The sequence below is a fragment of the Hymenobacter glacialis genome, assembly GCF_001816165.1.
GTDB classification, from domain to species: Bacteria; Bacteroidota; Bacteroidia; order Cytophagales; family Hymenobacteraceae; genus Hymenobacter; species Hymenobacter glacialis.
The window spans coordinates 175561-192725 of record NZ_MDZC01000057.1; the positions used below are offsets into that span (position 1 = coordinate 175561).

Sequence of the window (17165 nt, forward strand, 5' to 3'; positions counted from 1 at the left end):
TGCAAAAGGCATTGCCTTCCCGGAAAAGCACCTTACCTTTGTATCACAAACAGTGCGGGGTGGAGCAGTTGGTAGCTCGTTGGGCTCATAACCCAAAGGTCACTGGTTCGAGTCCAGTCCCCGCTACCTAAAAGGCCGTTTTCCTAGTGGAAACGGCCTTTTTTTGTCCAAAAATCGAGGTATAAATCATTCTCAGCCGACTTGGCATCGGCAAGTAGGTTTGTGGTTTTAAACCCGCTGTCTTGCAATGGGTGAAATCTGACGTGGCGTATTTGCGCTGGTCTCATCGGCGGGCTGCATGGATACAATAGTTGAATTGGTACTAGAAGTGCTGTTTTCTTATCCTGGTGCTGGTCTGCGCTGGCTTTGGCACGGTGGGAAGAAATCGTGTAAAAGCTTGATAAAGGATGACTTCACGTATAACACCTTCGTGTTCTTGGTTTTTTTGACTGGTGTCGCAGTGCTCATCAATGTGGTGCTCCTTAATTCCTAATGGAGATTAGTACGCTTGTCCTCCCAGTCATTAGAGTAGACCAAAATCCGTTCACGGAAAATGTCCGAATGATACAGCAAGCGTTTATAGGCTCGCTTAGCTATCGGACCACTTCCACAGACGGGTTGATAAATTGAAGCAGTAGATACCGGTCATCAATGGTGTTGACTACCAGTTCCAACTGCTCTTTGGTCCACTCGAAAAAGTGAATCATGCTGATAATGCCCATACTATCTTCCAACGGAAAAAACTTGGGGGGAGGCACGTTGCCTTGTCGGTGGCTGGCGTTCTGGCATCGGGCGTCAGTCCACTGGTGAATCAACAAATAGCAAGGGCCTTCAAGGTGCTGCTGGGTAGCGTTTTCCCAACACCGGGTAAAATGGATTTCCAGGCGCTTGTTGTCTAGGTCGTAGCAAAACTTGGTAGCGACTTCGTCGTCAAACGAATAAGCGAGGTCTTGTGGCATCGGGGTAGTGGAAGAAGGGGGCAGGCGGTGTATCTACGGAATCTGAAAATTGCCGCTCCCTGCGCAGGACTCGTTCACTTGGCTGGTGTTAAAAAGATAGAGTTGGGTATTATACTTTTCTAACGATTCTGGCCAGCACGTGACCACGTCGTGGTCTTCGGCGAGGTCGGCGAGCTCCTCAAAGTCAAGCTCTGCCACCACGCTAGAAAAGATGTCGACCGCGATAATGAGGACCAAGCCGGTATCCGAGCAGAACTGCCGCACATTGTCCGCGGCCGCCGCCTCGCTGCCGATGGGCTGGATGCTAGATAAGTCAAAACCCTCGTGTTCAGCCGTCACTACGGCATAGGGGTTGATTGCATCTGGGAATACGATATGCCGTAGGGCCACCAATTCGTGGTGTAGCAAGCTCGAATCGGGTCGGGCCTTGAACTCCTCGAGATACAACGCATCAATGAACAGGTATTCTTTTCCGGGTGCCAGACGGATTAAGGGAGCCATTTAAGCGGAGGGTTGTTGGTTTAGATGGGGAAACGCGCCGAGCGAGTAGGGCTGTTTCCACAAAGGCAATGAGGACTTTGCTCGGGATATTACCTTGGGCATATTGACCTGCGTGAGCCACTGCCGTGCCCCGCCGGAAAAGTACACCGCAACTTTTAAAAAATGGTGGCGGGCCCGGTACCTGCGTTTATGCTGGACGCCACTAGTAGAGATGGTTGTAGATGGGTGCGCCAAGTGGCAGTGTTGGCTTCAGGCAGCTACAGAGGGGCGCTTTGCCCCGCAATAACCCGATGCGTTGCCGTGTGGTTACTAAGGAGCGCGCTACCGCAGCTTGCTCAAATCCAACGACACTACACAAACCCCATATGCTCCACATAGCCAACGACAAGACCAACACCGACTCCTTTGAAATGGGCGGCAAATGCCCCTTCGGCGGCGACAGCATCGGCGGGGCAACAGGCACGCCGCCCGCTCTCTCCGACTGGTACCCCAATCGGCTGAAGGTGGAGCAGCTGCACCAGAACGGCCCGAGCGCCAATCCGCTCGGCGAGGACTTCAACTACGCTGAAGCATCAACGCCCTTGATTTGGAGGCGCTGAGGCAGGAAATCAAAACATTTCTGACCACTTCGGTGGCCTGGTGGCCGTCGGACTACAATAACTACGGCCCGCAGATGGTGCGAATGGCCTGGCACTCGGCTGGCACCTACCGCATTGCCGGCGGCTGATGCGGGCTTTACCACGGCCGTTCCCTTCACGCCGGGCCGCCGCGACACCACGCAGGAGCTGACCGACATTGAGATGTTTACGTGGCTGAAGCCGGTGGCCGATGGCTTCCGCAACTACCTCGACCCCGAGTTTGCAGCCATTTCGCAGGACGTGGCCCCGGAAGTGATGTTCCTTGACAAGGCCCAGCTGCTCTCGCTCACGGCCCCGGAGTGGGTGGCGCTGATGGGCGGCCTGAAGGCCATGAACACCAACCACGACAGCTAGGCGCACGGCATCTTCACCGACCACGTGGGCGTGCTCACCAGCATGGATTTTGAGTGGAAGAAGACCGACGCGCAGGGCACGAGCTTCTCGCTCAATGACCGCGAAACTGGCCAGCCGCGCTTCACGGCCACGCGCTCCGACCTCGTGTTCGGCGCCAACAGCCAACTGCAGGCCGCGACGGCCACAAGCGCTTCGTGAAAGCCTTTGTGAAGGCCTGGGACAAGGTGATGATGCTTGACCGCTACGACGTGAAGGTTTCAGCTTAACAACTTGCATGTAGCTGCCTGAAAACCGCTCCGCACAACGGGTTGAGGTTTTTAGAACAGGATACCAAACAAGAAGAGCGCGCCAATTGGCGCGCTCTTCTTGTTTGGTAGCGGGACTTCATCAATCGATAACGGCTTGATTTTGCGGCAGGGCTACCCGTGCTACCACGGCATAAAGCGGGTCGGAGCGGCCGGGGGCGGGGCTGCGGTCCAGCAGGGTGATGGGCTGCCAGCCACCCGCTTCTTCCAGATACCGCTGCACCAGCGCCAGGTGCCCGCGGTCGTCGAGGGCGTGCCAGGCGGCAATGGCCTTGCTGGGAAAGCAGCGGTTGGAAAACGTAACAACCAGCGGCGCGCCGGGGCGCAGCACGCGGGCCAGCTCGCGCAGCACCGCTACCGGCTGGGTGAGGTAGTCGATGGACACGCAGATGGCTGCGCCGTCGAATTCCTGGTTTTGAAAGGGTAGTCCGGGCTGCTCGTTTAGGTCCTGCACCACGTGGGCGCTGAGGCGCGGGTTGGCGAGTAGCTCGGCCGCGTTCATGCCCAGGCCCACCACGCGGCGGTAGGGGATTTCGGCGGGCAGGTGGCTTATCCAGCTGCTCATCAGGTCGAGCAGGGCGCTGTTGGGCGGGAAGTATTCGCGGTAGAGTTGCGTGACGGCAGCAATGGCGGCATCGTCGATGTGCGCGACGAAGCGCGGGTGGTGGTAGAATTCCGCGTCCGGCGTTTCGTCCTGGCGCTGGAATAGGCTAGCGGGCAACGGGCTATTGGGGTCCATGTCGGGTATTGGGTAGGTGACTTTTGGCTTGCTTTGGCAGGGGGAAACCACCCAAGCCGGAACCCAACAACAAGGTTTCCATAATTATCAGAGCACCGGACCTGCCTGGGGGTGTAGAAACGCCTGCAGATAAGGCGCGGTACGGCTGCCTTTCGCTGTTGCTACCTTCCGGGGCGGGCCGGCGGCCACCACGCGCCCGCCTTCGTCGCCGGCACCGGGGCCGATATCTACCACCCAGTCGGAGCCGGCTACTACGCGCATGTCGTGCTCCACCACGATGACCGTGTTGCCGGCGGCCACCAGTCCTTCGAGCTGAAGCAGGAGCTTTTCCACGTCGGAGGGATGCAGGCCGGTGGTGGGCTCGTCGAGGACGTAGAGCGTGTTGCCACGGCCGATGCGCTGCAGCTCGGTGGCAAGCTTGATGCGTTGGGCTTCGCCGCCGCTCAATTCGGTGGCGGGCTGGCCCAGGCGCAGGTAGCCCAAGCCCACTTCGCGCAGGACCGTGAGGGCGCGGTGTACGGGCGGCTCCTCGGCGAAGAATGCCCAGGCATCGTCCACGGTCAAGGCCAGCACCTCGGCAATGTTCTTCTCATGGTACTTGATTTCGAGGGTTTTGGCGTTGTAGCGTGCTCCGTGGCACACGGAGCAGGGCGCGTACACGCTGGGCAGAAACAGTAGCTCCACCATCACGAAGCCTTCGCCCTGGCAGTTTTCGCAGCGTCCTTTGGCTACGTTGAAGGAGAAGCGGCCGGCGTCGTAGCGGCGCTTGCGGGCCTCGGGCGTGGCCGCAAACAGCTTGCGCACGTGGTCGAAGAGGCCGGTGTAGGTGGCCATGTTGGAGCGCGGCGTGCGGCCAATGGGCTTCTGGTCGACGCGCACCAAGCGCTTGATGGCTTCCATGCCGCCCGTGATGTGGCCGCCGAGCGTGGCCGGCGCGGGCGCGGCCAGTGGGTCGGCTTCCTCTTCTTCGGAGGCTATTTCCTGACCCAAACTTTCGGCCACCAGCTCCACCAGCACTTGGCTTACGAGGCTGGACTTTCCCGAACCCGACACGCCCGTGACCGTGGTGAACACGCCCAGCGGAAATTCCACGGCGAGGTTTTCGAGGTTGTTGCGCGTCACGCCGGCCAGCTTCAGCCAGCTGGTGGGCGTGCGCAGGGGCTGGGTGGGCAGTGCCGGCGTCTCGAACAGAAACTGGCGCGTCTGCGAAGCGGCCACGGCTTTCAGCCCTGCGGGCGGGCCGCTGTAGAGAATTTCGCCGCCTTTTTCGCCCGCGGCCGGGCCCACGTCCACCAGCCAGTCGGCCTGGCGGATAACGTCCAAATCGTGCTCTACCACAAACAGCGAATTGCCCGCGCCCTTCAGCCCCGCCAGGGCCGTGAGCAGGGCCTCGGTATCGGCAGGGTGCAGGCCAGCGCTGGGTTCATCGAGCACATACACCACCCCAAATAGATTGGAATACAGCTGCGTGGCCAGCCGCAGCCGCTGCAGCTCGCCCGGCGAAAGCGTGGGCGTGCCGCGTTCCAGCGACAGATAACCCAGGCCCAAATCCAGCAATACGGCCAGGCGGGCAGCCAGGTCTTCGGCAATGCGCCGGGCCACAATGGCCTGCTCGGGGTGCTGCTGGTCGTGGTGCTGCCGGGCGGCCGTGCCCTGGGCAAACGGCTGCAACAGCGACGCCAGCCGCTTGAGCGGCAGCCGCGACATTTCGGCAATGTCCAGCCCCGCAAAGGTGACCGACAACGATTCTTTCCGCAGCCGTTTGCCCTGGCAGGTGGGGCAGTCACTGCCCAGCATGTACTGCGCCACCCGCTTCTTCATCAGGGCGCTTTGGGTGGTGGCGAAGGTGTGCAGCACGTGCCGTTTCACGCCCGTGAAGGTGCCCATGTAGTTGGGCTGCTCGCGGCGCTTGAGGGCGCGCTGGGTTTGCTCGGGCGAGTAGCCGGGGTACACCGGCACCACGGGCTGCTCGTCGGTGAAAAGTATCCAGTCGCGGTCTTTTTGGGGCAGGTCGCGCCACGGGGTGTCCACGTCGTAGCCCATGGTCACGAGGATGTCGCGCTGGTTTTGGCCGCCCCAGGCCTGGGGCCACGCCGCAATGGCGCGCTCCCGAATGGTAAGCGAAGGGTCGGGCACCATGCTTTGCTCGGTCACTTCGTACACCCGGCCCAGACCGTGGCAGGTGGGGCAGGCGCCTTCGGGCGTGTTGGGCGAAAAGGCCTCGGCGTAGATGATGCCCTGGCCGGATGGGTAGTCGCCGGCCCGCGAGTATAGCATCCGCAGCAAATTCGAGAGTGTCGTCACCGAGCCCACCGACGAGCGGGTGCTGGGCGCGCCGCGCTGCTGCTGCAGGGCCACGGCCGGCGGTAGCCCGTCGATGCTCGTGACTTCGGGCACGGCCATTTGGTGAAACAGGCGGCGGGCGTAGGGCGACACTGATTCCAGGTAGCGGCGCTGGGCCTCGGCGTAGAGCGTGCCAAACGCCAGCGAGGATTTGCCGGAGCCCGACACGCCGGTGAATACCACCAGCGCATCGCGCGGAATGTCAACATCAACGTTTTTGAGGTTGTGCTCGCGGGCACCGCGCACGCGCACGAAGCCGGTGAAGCTGGTAGGTGTGGTTGGAGACAGGGAAAGCGGCATGGCGTGTTCACGGGCAGAGTTCGAGTACGCACATACGTAAATCGCTGCTAAAACACCTGTTCACAGCTGTAGTGCAACGCCTGGCTGCAACGGCTTCGTACCAGATGGTGGTGAAAACCAAGCCGTGGCGGTGGTGAAGTAGCAGCGCAATCACCCCTGGGTTTTGAGTTACCAGGGCGAGGCTTTTGCCTAATACAACCGATTCCCAGATTGCCTATATGGCTTTAAAATCCATGTATTTAATATTTTAACAAAAAAATTAAATACATATATAAGAATTTTATTGGATGAAACTTAAATTTTTATTATCTTTAAATAAATCAAATAAACCTCCGCAGTATTATATACATGACTGTGGCCCCGACCTCCGACAGCCCGTTGAATTGGGCAGATTGTTTGGCGAAGTTGCCGTTTACGGACCCAGCAAGCCTAGCTGTAACCTTATCCGCCGCATCTTAACGCTCCTGGACCTGACTACGATTCGGTTCAAGTGTAGGTAAACCTTCATTGAAACTACTCTGGGGTTTTCCATCGCTCTACAGCCTCCCCGCCGGAGGCTTCTCGCTCCACTATTCCTAGTCTACTTATACCATGGCCCCTTTTACGAGGCCTCGGTCTGCTGCTACTTCCAGCAGCAAATCCTGACGCGAGAAATTCCCACATCCGTTCATTAAATGTCATGAACACAGCATGTAACACACCCGGATTTCTGCATGCTAAACATCCTGCCTGTCTAGTCACTACGACTTGTGCCAGGGTTGCGGCTACTAGTTGGCTGCGCTTTTTGGTGGTAGTAGTTGCGGCACTTTCCTTTTCCGGAGTTGCACAAGCGCAGTAACAAAAAGCTGAACTTTTCTAACCCCATTCCCCCCCCTCACTGCTATGTTGTACAGATATATGTTTCTTCGTGTTGGCCTTGTGTGCATATGCGCCGCTTCATTCAGTTCCTGTGACAAAGAATCTGAACTGTTGTCTTTAGAAAAAGACTTGGCATTAAATAAAGCGAAAGGCCTGTCAGCCGGTTCTTCCTTAAGTCCAAAAGCTCAGCTTGGCAAGCTGATTTTTTTCGACGACAATCTTTCGGAATCACGTCTTGACGCCATCTTTTCGGAATCAGGAATTGTCACGCTGAAGGTTCAGGCTTGTGCTTCCTGCCATGTGCCTTCTCAGGGCTTTGCCGGGTTTAGTGATAAGGACCTGGGCGGGATTCCAAGAGGCTTTGTTGCCGGTTTTGCGGAAGGTGCGGTTAAAGACGTTATTGGCGGCCGCAGAACTATTGGCGGCCGTAAAGCACCAAGTGCCGCTTACGCAACGTTTAGCCCTATACTGCATTTAGAGACTGACCCAGAGAAAATAAAAGCAAAAGCAAAATTTAAATTAAAATCAAAAAAAGATGAGCCTGATTTTATAGGCGGAATGTTCTGGGATGGCAGGGCAACCGGAAAAAGGCTGGGCAGCCCGACTGCGGAGCAGGCATTGGGCCCATTTCTCAACCCTGTTGAACAAAACCTTCATGATGCCAAAACAGTGCTGGAAAGAATTAAGGCCAACAGCGAATGCACTGAGCTCTGGGAGAAGGTTTGGGGAAGCCCAATTAGCACAGCTACGAAAGAAGACATAGACCGCAATTATGACCGTGTGGGCTTTTCCATTGCAGCTTTTGAAGCTTCGCAAGAAGTGAACAAGTTCTCCTCGAAGTTTGACAGGTACCTGAATAAACAAGAAAAGCTGACTTCAATAGAAGCAGACGGCTTGGCCCTGTTTATCGGCAAAGCAGATTGCAACAGATGCCACAATGAAAAGGGCGAAAACGGCAATCCTCCTTTGTTCACAGACTTTAGTTATTACAATATCGGTACTCCAAAAAATGACAACACAGAATACGCTCCATCATCGATTGATTATGGATTAGGCGGTTTTCTCCAAAAGCTTGGACCTTCTGACCCCTGGTACAGACTGGCTGGCGAAAACATGGGGAAAGTTAAAACGCCAACCCTGCGGAACGTAGCCAAAGGCGCCGACAATAAACGGTTCATGCACAATGGTGCGTTTAAAACCTTGGAAGAAGTGGTACACTTTTACAACACCCGTGATGAGCCCGGGGCTGGCTGGCCCGCACCCGAGGTCGGGGAGAACGTGAGTGAAGAATCAAGGGTGGGTAGGCTTCGATTGACAAGTAAAGAAGAAGCTGCCCTTGTGGCTTTCATGAAAACACTGAGCGACAAGGACTAAAGCTGATTGGTTATAGTGAAACCTAAGAGTAGCGCCTCATCAAAAGGAGCTGCTTTCAGGTTCTCAAAATCCTTCGCTGTACATGCACCAGAACAAAAGATAAGGGCTTGAATAAACAACGGGTATCACAAAACACCCGACGGATATATCGAAGCTGCTTAGAAAGCTCTCCAAGCCGTCATGCTTGGACAGGCTCAGCACGACGGTCTGATAGTTTCTGGTGACTTCCTAAAATGAGCGCCACGCCGGTCACGCGCACGTTGCTGCGCGGCGAATTGCGCTCGGCCAACAGCTTTTATACCTGGCCATAACGAGCTGCGCGCTCGGCTGCGGTGGGTACGAACAGTGCTTGGTGCCCGCAGCCGTTGCAACGGTAGCACGCATGCCCACAGTCGTGGCCGTCGCGGTGAATGTGCTCGCTGCCGCATTTGGTGCACGTGTGTTGAGTCGTCAGCCTCAACCTCATACGAATCCCATCCTTACTAAGACCACCGCCTTTTTCCTCGTCTGGTCCATGATTCAGTACTTTAATGTTCTCAGCCTCAGTCACCAGCAAGCCCCGATTGCCATCCGGGAGCAGCTGGCGCTAACCGAACCTGACTGCCGCGCCTTACTGCTGCTCCTAAGCCAGGAACTGAAGTTGGCTGACCTGCTGGTGTTGAGCACCTGCAACCGAACGGAGGTGTACTACCGTGCCACCCAGGACCAGAGCGCGGCCATCCTGGTTGCCCTGGCCAACCTCAAAAGCCTCCCCGACGCCCGCCGGCTTGCTCCTTATTTCGTCCGTCTCACCGCCACCGCTGCCGTGCAACACCTGTTTAAAGTAGCCATGGGCTTGGATGCACAGGTAGTCGGCGACCAGCAGATTAGCCACCAAGTGAAGCAGGCCTACCAATGGTCGGTGGAAGCCGACGCGGCGGGACCCTTTCTGCACCGGCTGCTGCACACCGTGTTTTTTACCCACAAGCGGGTGCGCCAGGAGACAGGCTTCTGCGACGGCGCCGCCTCGGTTTCCTACGCCGCTCTGCAGCTGGTGGAAGACCTTACGGCCCACCTGCCCAGCCCCCGGGTGCTGCTGCTCGGCGCGGGTGCCTTCGGAGCTGACTTGGCCCGGTATTTTGGGGCCAGCGGACGGTTTGCGCACGTTACTGTCTGCAACCGGACCCGCGCCCGGGCCGAGGCCCTGGCGGTTGAGTGCGGGCTGCTCGTGCTGGACTTTGCTGATTTAACCCAAGGCATTCGGGAGGCTGATGTCGTCATTTCTTCGGTGGCGGCTCAAACGCCCCTCGTCACGCCGGAGCTATTGGGCAATCAGCCTTTGCACAGCCATAAGTACTTCGTTGACCTGTCCATGCCCCATAGCATCGCCGCGGCAGTGGAAACAGTGCCCGGCGTGCTGCTTTATCCGCTCGAAGCCATCCAGAGCAAGGCCTCGGCGGCCCTGGAGCGCCGACTGGCGGCCGTCCCGCAGGTGCGTGCCATCATTGCCGAAAGCATGGCCGGCCTGCTGGACTGGAGCGAGGAAATGGAAGTATCGCCCACCATCCAAAAGCTGAAAAACGCCCTCGAGCAGTTGCGACAGGGTGAAATGAAGCGCTACGGCAAAAAAATGAGTCCCGCCGAAGCCGAGATGCTGAACGAAATCACCCGCTCACTGATGCAAAAGGTGCTCAAGCAGCCCGTGCTGCAACTCAAAGCGGCCTGCAAGCGGGGCGAGCCCGGCCAATTGGTGGACCTGCTCAGCGAGCTGTTTGACCTGGAGCGGCAGCCGGGCGAGGCATTGACCGGCGAGTTTTTTCCTACCGCAACCAGCGGCAGGTGGTGAATTGGATAAGCCAGCGGCTTGTTGTCGAAGTGGCGCAGGCGCTTCTTGCTCCACTCGTAACCGAAACAGCCGGAACGTAAAAGGTGACGTCAGCCAGCACCTTGGCCAGCATAATGCCGGCCGCAGAGTGGCCCAGCCAGCGCGGCAGATGATACATTAGCGCCAGCCGAATCAGGAAGCTGGCCAGCAACTCAGCCGGGCCAAATTCTACGGCCAGCGCCCGCAGGTTTTCCCCTAAAGTACGCCGCGTGTACGGCTGCCCGCGCTGCTGCCGCACCTTCGCAAGCAAGTAACCGCCCCTGTTTGCTCGTTAAGCGGCAGCTACGGCAGGGCACTTGCCGGCTCCAGTTTAACCAAGCTGGCGGAGTTGATGCAGTAGCGCAGGCCACTGGGTTCCGGCCCATCCGGAAATACGTGGCCCAGGTGGCCGTCGCACACGTTGCAGCGGGCCTCCATGCGCTGCATCCCAAAGCTCTCATCGAAGGCGTAGCGGATAGCGGCGCGAGTGGCCGGCTGCCGGAAGCTGGGCCAGCCCGAAATGGCGTGGTATTTCGTTTCAGCGGCGAAAAGCAGGCTGCCGCAGCCCGCGCAGGTGTATTCGCCCGGCGCGTAGGTGCGGCAGTAGGCGTTGCGGTAGGGCGGCTCGGTGGCGTGCTCGCGCAGCACCCGGAATCGTTCGGGCGGTAGCAGCTCGGCCCATTCGGCTTCCGAATGCTCCACGCGCCGGGCCGGTTCGGGGCTGCCGTATTTGGCGAAGATGACGAGGTCTTTCCAGCGGAGCATGAGAAAAAAGGAGCGGAGGGCCTGCGCCGCTTACCCCACCCCCGTCCCCTCCCCGTGGGGAGGGGCGCGTTCTGGTTGGCCTTGCGTCTGGCACCCCCTCCCCACCGGGGAGGGGACGGGGGTGGGGTTAAGGGCGGCTCAACTTGTTGTCTGGGCGTCCTTAAACTGAAGGGGCTATCAGAAGCGCCACCACGGCGGCGGGGTCGGCTACTTCAATGATTAGCCGCTGGTACTCCTCATCCCGGAGGTCAATAATCACGGTTTGGTCGGGGTTGACCATGTCAATGAAAGCGGGCTTCGGGCCCGGTACGCCATCGAGGTAAAAGGTGCCGGCTTTGAGGCCCCACGGCACGGCAGTGCCCAGGGCGCGCAAGCCCGTCAGGTTCCGCGCCGCTTCCGGGTCCTGCCGCGCCCCGGCAATGTGGGCGCGCGGAATGGTGAGCGAGCTTTTGAACGCCCACAGCTTGTGCAGGCCCTGTACTTCAAACAGCACGCCGTCGCCTTGTTGGGTCACTTCAACCATGAAAATTTACTGAACAAGCGAATGAGAAGCGGCAGCCACCGGCACGGACGCCGCCGCCGGTTGCCCGGCGCGTTGGGCGCGCATGAGCAGCAGATAAACACCCCCCGAAACCAGGAAGCCCACAAACCACGCGTAGTTGTACACCGCCACCAGGCCGGGCCACACCGTGCCTTTGTCGAGCACGCCGATGGCCGTGAGGAAGCCCGGCACGTTGGGCAGAATGCCGACCACCAGCGCCACGAGGGCCGCGATATTGAAACCATTGCGGTAGGCGTAGCGGCCGGTGTACTGGTAGAGGTCGGGCACGTCGAGGTGCTGCTTGCGAATGAGGTAGTAATCGGCAATCATGATGCCGCCGATGGGACCCAGCAGCCCCGAATAGCCCACCAGCCAGGTAAAAATATAGCCCGAAGGGTCGGCAATGAGCTTCCAGGGGAAGATGAGCACGCCGAGCACGCCGGTGATGTAGCCGCCCATCTTGAAGCTGATGCGGGTGGGCGAGAAGTTGGCGAAGTCGTTGGCCGGGCTCACGATGTTGGCCGCAATGTTGGTGGCCAGCGTGCTCAGGGCCACGGCCAGCATGGCCCCGCTCACCAGCAGCCGGCTCTCAAACTTGGCCGCCAGCACCACCGGGTCCCAAATGGTTTTGCCATAGATGACGAACGTGGCCGAGGTCACGACCACGCCTACGAAGGAAAACAAGGTCATGGATGTGGGCAGCCCGATGGCCTGGCCCATCTGCTGGGCGCGCTGGCTGGTAGCGTAGCGCGTGAAGTCCGGAATGTTGAGCGAGAGCGTGGCCCAAAACCCCACCATGCCCGTGAGCGAGGGAAAGAAAAACGCCCAAAACGCCGCACTGGTCGTGAATTTGCTCGGCTGTGCCAATATCGGCCCCAGCCCGTTGCCCGCCGCTATGGCCCACCACAGCAGCGCCACCGCCGCCACCGGCAGAAAAAATGCCTTGAACACCAGCAGCTTGCGGATGCTGTCCACGCCCAGGTACACCACGTACATGTTCAACAGCCAAAACACCAGGAACACCAGTGCCGGTCCCGTGGCCAGCTCCCAGCTGGCCGGGAACACGGCCGGCAGCGTGGCCAGCCCCGGCCACCACAACACCGCCATTTGGTAGAGGGCATACCCCCCAATCCAGGTCTGGATGCCGAACCAGCCGCAGGCGATAATGGCCCGTAGCAGGGCCGGCACGTTGGCCCCGCGCACGCCAAAGCTGGCCCGCGCAAACACCGGAAACGGTATGCCGTACTGCGCCCCCGCCCGGCCATTAAGCAACATGGGCACCAGCACAATGCTGTTTCCCAGAAAGATGGTGAGCAGCGCCTGCCACCAGTTCATGCCGCCTTCTATGAGCGAGCTGGCCAGCATGTACGTCGGGATGCACAGGCTCATGCTAATCCAGAGGGCGGCGTAGTTGCCGGTGCCCCAGGTCCGCTCGGCCGGCAGGGTAGGGGCCAGGTCGGCGCTGGTGAGGCCGGGCGCGTAGGCTTCTGGATTCGAGGAGTTCATGGCGGTTGAGGCAAAAGATGGCACAATCAGAACGTCATGCTGAGCACAGCCGAAGCATCTCTACCTCAATACTAATCTAATCAATTGAATTCAGCACCCGCACACAAGTAATCGAACACAATGGAACGGTCATGCCGAGCGCAGCCGAGGCATCTCGCGTGTGGTAGCAAACCAATCGTTTAACGGTGCGAGCGAGATGCCTCGGCTACGCTCGGCATGACGTTCTGCTGCGCTCAGCACGACGTTCTGTTATTGGAAACTGCTTACTCAATCCAATAAATAGCCGCGCGCCAGCTCACCGAACTCGGCTACCTGCCGTGCCTGCCATGCCTCATCAAAGCCCAGTTCCTGGGCCAGCAGCGCCGCCACTGTTGGCGCCACGCGCACCGCTGCTGCTGCGTCCAGAAACAGCAGCCGCACCCGGCGCGCCAGCACGTCCTCAACCGTGCGGGCCAGCTCAAACCGGGTGGCCCATACCACTTCGGCCTGCACGAATTCCACCCCGGCATCGAGCTTCGCGCCCAACGCTGGATGCTCGGCCAGCAGCTGCCGCAGCCCGGCGGCGTCGCTGCCGTAGTGCGCGAAACCGTCTGTCAGATTGCCAGCGGTGTTCATTGTTTCAGCGCCGTGAATGGTCAGACTAGCCGTCTGGCTGGAAGCTGCGGGCAACTGTCCAAGCGCAATGGCCTTGTCGATGGTGTCCTCGCCCATGCGGCGGTACGTGGTCCACTTGCCGCCCGTGATGGTGATGAGGCCGCTGCGCGAGGCCAGAATCTTGTGGCTGCGCGAAATCTCCTTGGTTTTGGTGCTGCCGCTGGGGGATGCGGCCAGCGGGCGCAGGCCCACGAAGGCACTGAGCACATCGGCGCGGGATGGTGGCGTGGTGAGGTACCGGGCCGCGGTGCGCAGCAGGAAATCAATTTCGGCTTCCTGCGCCCGGGGTTCCAGGCTGGCAGTGGGCACGGGGGTATCGGTGGTGCCCAGCACCACGCGGCCCTGCCACGGCACGGCAAACAGCACCCGCCCGTCTTCGGTGCTGGGAATCATGAGGGCCGCGGAGCCGGGCAAAAACGACCGGTCGAGCACTACGTGCACGCCCTGGCTGGGCTGTACCAAGGGCTGTGCGCCGGGCTCGTCCAGTCGCCGCACATCGTCCACGAAAACACCGGTGGCGTTCACCACGGCTTTGCCGCGAAGCTCGTAGGCGAGGCCGGTTTCCCGGTCGGTGGCGCGCACGCCCTGCAGGCGGCCGCTGGCATCCTTCAGCAGCCCCTGCACGGAGCAGTAGTTAAGGGCCGTGCCACCATGGTCGATGCAGGTTTGGGCCAGGTTCACGGCCAGGCGGGCGTCGTCGAACTGGCCATCCTGGTAGCGCACGCCGCCGCGCAGGCCTTCCGGGCGCAGGCCGGGCAGCTGCTGCAGCGTTTCGGCCTTGCTCAGGTGCACCGATGTGCCCAGGCTCAGGCGCCCGGCCAGCAGGTCGTATAGCTTCAGGCCGATGGTGTAAAAAGGGCCGCCCCACCAGCTGTAGCTGGGGATGATGAAGGCCATGTTGTGGCACAGGTGCGGGGCATTTTGCAGCAGCAGGCCGCGCTCGTGCAGCGCTTCGCGCACCAGCCCTACATCGCCCTGCGCCAGGTAGCGCACGCCGCCGTGCACCAGCTTGGTGCTGCGGCTGCTGGTGCCCTTGGCAAAGTCAGCCTGCTCCAGCAGCAGCGTTTTATAGCCGCGGCTGAGGCCATCCAGCGCCACGCCCAGCCCCGTGGCCCCCCCGCCAATGACAATGAGGTCCCAAACGGGCACCGCGGTGAGCTGCTGTACCAGAGTTTCGCGGCGATAGGGGTTGAGGGTAGCTGTGGAAGGCATAAATGGGTACTTGACTAAAATCAGAACGTCATGCTGAGCTTGTCAAGCATCTCTACCGCTTCGTTGAATTACTACTGCAACGAAGCGGTAGAGATGCTTCGACAAGCTCAGCATGACGTTCTTTTTGCTCACCGCCTCACCGCCTCACCGCCTCACCGCCTCACCGCCTCACCGCAGCAATCCGCCCACCTGCTCCACCAGCAGCGGCACGCTCAGCCCACCCATCACCACCACCACCACCCAGCCGGCGGCCAGCATCCAGCGGGGGTGGCGGTAGCCGCGCATGAGGCGGGAGTTGGTGGCGGCTATGAGCACGATGGCCAGCGCGATGGGCAATATCAGGCCGTTGATGAAGCCGGCAAAGACCAGCAGCTGCGTGGGCTTGCCGACCAGCACAAAAATGGCCGTGGACAGCACGATAAATACCGAAATGCACAGCCGCTCGTAGCGCGCAAACACGGGGTGGAAGGTCTTGAAAAACGACACCGACGTGTAGGCCGCGCCCACCACCGAGGAGATGGCCGCGCTCCACAAAATGACGCCGAAAATGCGGAAGCCAATCTCGCCTGCCGCCGACCTAAACACACTGGCCGCCGGGTTGTCGGGGTCCAGCACCGCGCCCTTGCTGAGCACACCTACGATGGCCAGAAACAGCACAAACCGCATGATGGTGGAAATAACAATGCCACTAATAGCGCTGCGCGTGACCACCCCCTGCTGGTCCGGGCCCTTAATGCCTGCATCCAGCAGCCGGTGCGCGCCCGAAAACGTGATGTAGCCGCCCACCGTGCCGCCCACAATGGTTACAATGGAGGCCGCGCTAATCTGCACCGGCAGCAGCGTGTGGTGCAGCGCCTGCAGCACCGGCGGGTGCGCGCTGAAAGCAATGATGAGCGTGAGCAAAATCTTGACCGTGCCCAGAATCTTGGTGAAGCCGTCAAGCATCTTGCCCACCTCGCGCACCCAGAAGAGCACCAGCGCCACCCCGCAGCTAATGAGGGCGCCCTGCTCAAACGACATGCCCGTGAGCACGTTAAGGCCCAGTCCACAACCGGCAATATTGCCAATATTGAAGGCGAAGCCGCCCAGAATCACCATCGCGGCCAGGAAGTACCCCAAGCCCGGTACCAGTCCGTTGGCCAGGTCCTGGGCGCGCAGCTCGCTCACCGTGAGAATGCGCCAGGTGTTGAGCTGGGCGCCCACGTCCAGCACCACCGATATTAAAATCACGAAGCCAAAGCTGGTGAGCAGCTGCTGGGTAAACACCGTGGTTTGGGTGAGAAACCCCGGCCCAATCGACGAGTTGGCCATCAAAAATGCCGCCCCCAGGCTGGCCCCGCCAAACCAGCGGGCTTTCGGTAGCGGCCTCATGCGGTGGGGGCCGTTTGGCCGGCTTGCAGCGTCACGCCTGCGTCGCGCAGCGCGGCGCTCAGGCGTTGGGCAAATTCTAGGGCGTGGGCGCCATCGCCGTGAATGCACACGGTATCGGCCCGAATGGCCACGTCGTGGCCTTGCTGGGCGCGCACTAGGCCGGCCTGCACCATGCGCAGCACCTGCGCAATGGCGGTGTCGGCATCGGCAATAAGGGCGTCGGGCTGGCGGCGTGGCGTGAGGGTGCCATCCGCCTGGTAGGTGCGGTCGGCAAATACTTCGTGGGCGGTGCGCAGGCCCAGCTTTTCGCCGGCTTTAGTGAGCGCGCTGCCGGCCAGGCCGTAGAGCGTGAGCTCGGGCTGCACCCGGTACACGGCCTCGGCAATGGCTTCGGCCAGGGCGGCGTTGGTGGCGGCCATGTTGTAGAGCGCGCCGTGGGGCTTGAGGTGGTGGAGGTGGCCGCCCTCGGCCCTGGCCACGGCGGCCAGGGCACCGAGCTGGTACACCGTCATGTCGAATGCTTCTTCGGCTGAAATATCCAGATTGCGCCGTCCAAAACCAGCCAAATCCGGCAGGCCGGGGTGCGCCCCGATGGCCACGCCGTGGCGCAGAGCGGCGCGCACGGTGCGTTTCATCACGGCCGGGTCGCCGGCATGAAAGCCGCAGGCAATGTTGGCCGAGGTCACAAAGGGCAAAATGGCTTCGTCCTGGCCCATGTTCCAGGCGCCGAAGCTCTCGCCCATGTCGCAGTTTAAATCAACGGTAAGGGGTGGGAGCATACAGGATAGGAGGGTGGTGTAAGGGAAAACAACGTCATGCAGAGGGAAATGAACGTCATGCTGAGCGTAGCCGAAGCATCTCTACCGTAGTAGTAAATGAGACTAGTAGCGCGGTAGAGATGC

General features: G+C 60.1%; 17 protein-coding genes and 1 tRNA gene. 7 read left to right on the forward strand and 11 right to left on the reverse strand.

Going from position 1 to position 17165, the window contains the following annotated elements; translation table 11 throughout:
• Positions 1-53 precede the first annotated feature (53 nt).
• A tRNA-Met gene (locus BEN48_RS08670) sits at positions 54-126 on the forward strand.
• 467 nt (positions 127-593) lie between these two features.
• Here the strand turns inward: BEN48_RS08670 and BEN48_RS08675 are convergent.
• Both BEN48_RS08675 and BEN48_RS08680 read right to left on the reverse strand, forming a co-directional pair.
• Positions 594-959: a hypothetical protein gene (locus BEN48_RS08675; protein WP_070734186.1), complete on the reverse strand. Its 366-nt coding sequence runs from the start codon at positions 957-959 to the stop codon at positions 594-596.
• Between the two features lie 33 nt (positions 960-992).
• Entirely contained in the window at positions 993-1460 is a 468-nt protein-coding gene (locus BEN48_RS08680; protein ID WP_070734187.1) for a hypothetical protein, read from the reverse strand.
• 365 nt (positions 1461-1825) lie between these two features.
• Between BEN48_RS08680 and BEN48_RS19290 the strand changes: the two genes are divergently transcribed.
• Genes BEN48_RS19290 through BEN48_RS19385 form a run of 4 tightly spaced genes read left to right on the forward strand, consistent with a single transcriptional unit; the run spans position 1826 to position 2650 of the window.
• Complete coding sequence (locus BEN48_RS19290) at positions 1826-2059, forward strand: hypothetical protein (protein WP_070734188.1); 234 nt, start codon at positions 1826-1828, stop codon at positions 2057-2059.
• A complete protein-coding gene (locus BEN48_RS19375) occupies positions 2047-2187 on the forward strand; it encodes a hypothetical protein (RefSeq protein ID WP_206599834.1) in 141 nt (46 codons plus the stop codon). Before BEN48_RS19290 ends, BEN48_RS19375 begins: the two co-directional genes overlap by 13 nt.
• Positions 2174-2452 (forward strand): peroxidase, encoded by a 279-nt coding sequence (locus BEN48_RS19380; protein WP_070734189.1) that lies wholly within the window; start codon positions 2174-2176, stop codon positions 2450-2452. Before BEN48_RS19375 ends, BEN48_RS19380 begins: the two co-directional genes overlap by 14 nt.
• 30 nt (positions 2453-2482) lie before the next feature.
• A complete protein-coding gene (locus BEN48_RS19385) occupies positions 2483-2650 on the forward strand; it encodes a hypothetical protein (protein ID WP_206599835.1) in 168 nt (55 codons plus the stop codon).
• 189 nt (positions 2651-2839) lie between these two features.
• Here BEN48_RS19385 and BEN48_RS08695 read toward each other — a convergent pair whose 3' ends face one another.
• Together BEN48_RS08695 and uvrA are read right to left on the reverse strand one after the other, a co-directional pair.
• Positions 2840-3496 carry a class I SAM-dependent methyltransferase gene (locus tag BEN48_RS08695; protein ID WP_070734190.1) on the reverse strand — a complete coding sequence of 219 codons (657 nt, stop codon included), beginning with the start codon at positions 3494-3496 and terminating at the stop codon, positions 2840-2842.
• Between the two features lie 87 nt (positions 3497-3583).
• Positions 3584-6139 (reverse strand): excinuclease ABC subunit UvrA, encoded by a 2556-nt coding sequence (uvrA, locus tag BEN48_RS08700; RefSeq protein ID WP_070734191.1) that lies wholly within the window; start codon positions 6137-6139, stop codon positions 3584-3586.
• 897 nt (positions 6140-7036) lie between these two features.
• Here uvrA and BEN48_RS08705 point away from each other — a divergent pair.
• Positions 7037-8371, forward strand: a complete 1335-nt coding sequence (locus BEN48_RS08705) for a cytochrome-c peroxidase (RefSeq protein WP_070734238.1) — start codon at positions 7037-7039, stop codon at positions 8369-8371.
• Positions 8372-8885: 514 nt separating this feature from the next.
• Complete coding sequence (hemA, locus tag BEN48_RS08710; RefSeq protein WP_070734192.1) at positions 8886-10196, forward strand: glutamyl-tRNA reductase; 1311 nt, start codon at positions 8886-8888, stop codon at positions 10194-10196.
• Here the strand turns inward: hemA and BEN48_RS08715 are convergent.
• From BEN48_RS08715 to BEN48_RS08745, 7 genes are all read right to left on the reverse strand, one after another.
• Positions 10171-10485 (reverse strand): hypothetical protein, encoded by a 315-nt coding sequence (locus tag BEN48_RS08715; protein ID WP_070734193.1) that lies wholly within the window; start codon positions 10483-10485, stop codon positions 10171-10173. The genes hemA and BEN48_RS08715 overlap by 26 nt on opposite strands.
• A gap of 32 nt (positions 10486-10517) precedes the next feature.
• Positions 10518-10979 (reverse strand): peptide-methionine (R)-S-oxide reductase MsrB, encoded by a 462-nt coding sequence (msrB, locus tag BEN48_RS08720; protein WP_070734194.1) that lies wholly within the window; start codon positions 10977-10979, stop codon positions 10518-10520.
• Positions 10980-11139: 160 nt separating this feature from the next.
• Complete coding sequence (locus BEN48_RS08725) at positions 11140-11502, reverse strand: hypothetical protein (RefSeq protein WP_070734195.1); 363 nt, start codon at positions 11500-11502, stop codon at positions 11140-11142.
• Positions 11503-11508: 6 nt separating this feature from the next.
• Positions 11509-13026 carry an NCS1 family nucleobase:cation symporter-1 gene (locus BEN48_RS08730; protein WP_070734196.1) on the reverse strand — a complete coding sequence of 506 codons (1518 nt, stop codon included), beginning with the start codon at positions 13024-13026 and terminating at the stop codon, positions 11509-11511.
• Positions 13027-13293: 267 nt separating this feature from the next.
• Positions 13294-14892, reverse strand: coding sequence for a glycerol-3-phosphate dehydrogenase/oxidase (locus tag BEN48_RS08735; RefSeq protein ID WP_070734197.1), 1599 nt, complete (start codon positions 14890-14892; stop codon positions 13294-13296).
• A gap of 168 nt (positions 14893-15060) precedes the next feature.
• On the reverse strand, positions 15061-16263 hold the full coding sequence (locus BEN48_RS08740) for an NRAMP family divalent metal transporter (protein ID WP_070734198.1): 1203 nt from the start codon (positions 16261-16263) through the stop codon (positions 15061-15063).
• Positions 16260-17042 carry a LamB/YcsF family protein gene (locus BEN48_RS08745; RefSeq protein ID WP_070734199.1) on the reverse strand — a complete coding sequence of 261 codons (783 nt, stop codon included), beginning with the start codon at positions 17040-17042 and terminating at the stop codon, positions 16260-16262. Before BEN48_RS08745 ends, BEN48_RS08740 begins: the two co-directional genes overlap by 4 nt.
• Positions 17043-17165 lie beyond the last annotated feature (123 nt).

Excerpts from the sequence above, each read along its gene's own strand:
- hemA (WP_070734192.1), top strand. The coding sequence starts at position 8,886 with ATGATTCAGTACTTTAATGTTCTCAGCCTCAGTCACCAGCAAGCCCCG.
- BEN48_RS08730 (WP_070734196.1), bottom strand. The coding sequence starts at position 13,026 with ATGAACTCCTCGAATCCAGAAGCCTACGCGCCCGGCCTCACCAGCGCC.
- BEN48_RS08695 (WP_070734190.1), bottom strand. The coding sequence starts at position 3,496 with ATGGACCCCAATAGCCCGTTGCCCGCTAGCCTATTCCAGCGCCAGGAC.
- msrB (WP_070734194.1), bottom strand. The coding sequence starts at position 10,979 with ATGCTCCGCTGGAAAGACCTCGTCATCTTCGCCAAATACGGCAGCCCC.
- BEN48_RS08735 (WP_070734197.1), bottom strand. The coding sequence starts at position 14,892 with ATGCCTTCCACAGCTACCCTCAACCCCTATCGCCGCGAAACTCTGGTA.
- BEN48_RS08745 (WP_070734199.1), bottom strand. The coding sequence starts at position 17,042 with ATGCTCCCACCCCTTACCGTTGATTTAAACTGCGACATGGGCGAGAGC.
- BEN48_RS08675 (WP_070734186.1), bottom strand. The coding sequence starts at position 959 with ATGCCACAAGACCTCGCTTATTCGTTTGACGACGAAGTCGCTACCAAG.
- BEN48_RS19290 (WP_070734188.1), top strand. The coding sequence starts at position 1,826 with ATGCTCCACATAGCCAACGACAAGACCAACACCGACTCCTTTGAAATG.
- uvrA (WP_070734191.1), bottom strand. The coding sequence starts at position 6,139 with ATGCCGCTTTCCCTGTCTCCAACCACACCTACCAGCTTCACCGGCTTC.
- BEN48_RS08705 (WP_070734238.1), top strand. The coding sequence starts at position 7,037 with ATGTTTCTTCGTGTTGGCCTTGTGTGCATATGCGCCGCTTCATTCAGT.
- BEN48_RS08740 (WP_070734198.1), bottom strand. The coding sequence starts at position 16,263 with ATGAGGCCGCTACCGAAAGCCCGCTGGTTTGGCGGGGCCAGCCTGGGG.
- BEN48_RS08680 (WP_070734187.1), bottom strand. The coding sequence starts at position 1,460 with ATGGCTCCCTTAATCCGTCTGGCACCCGGAAAAGAATACCTGTTCATT.
- BEN48_RS08725 (WP_070734195.1), bottom strand. The coding sequence starts at position 11,502 with ATGGTTGAAGTGACCCAACAAGGCGACGGCGTGCTGTTTGAAGTACAG.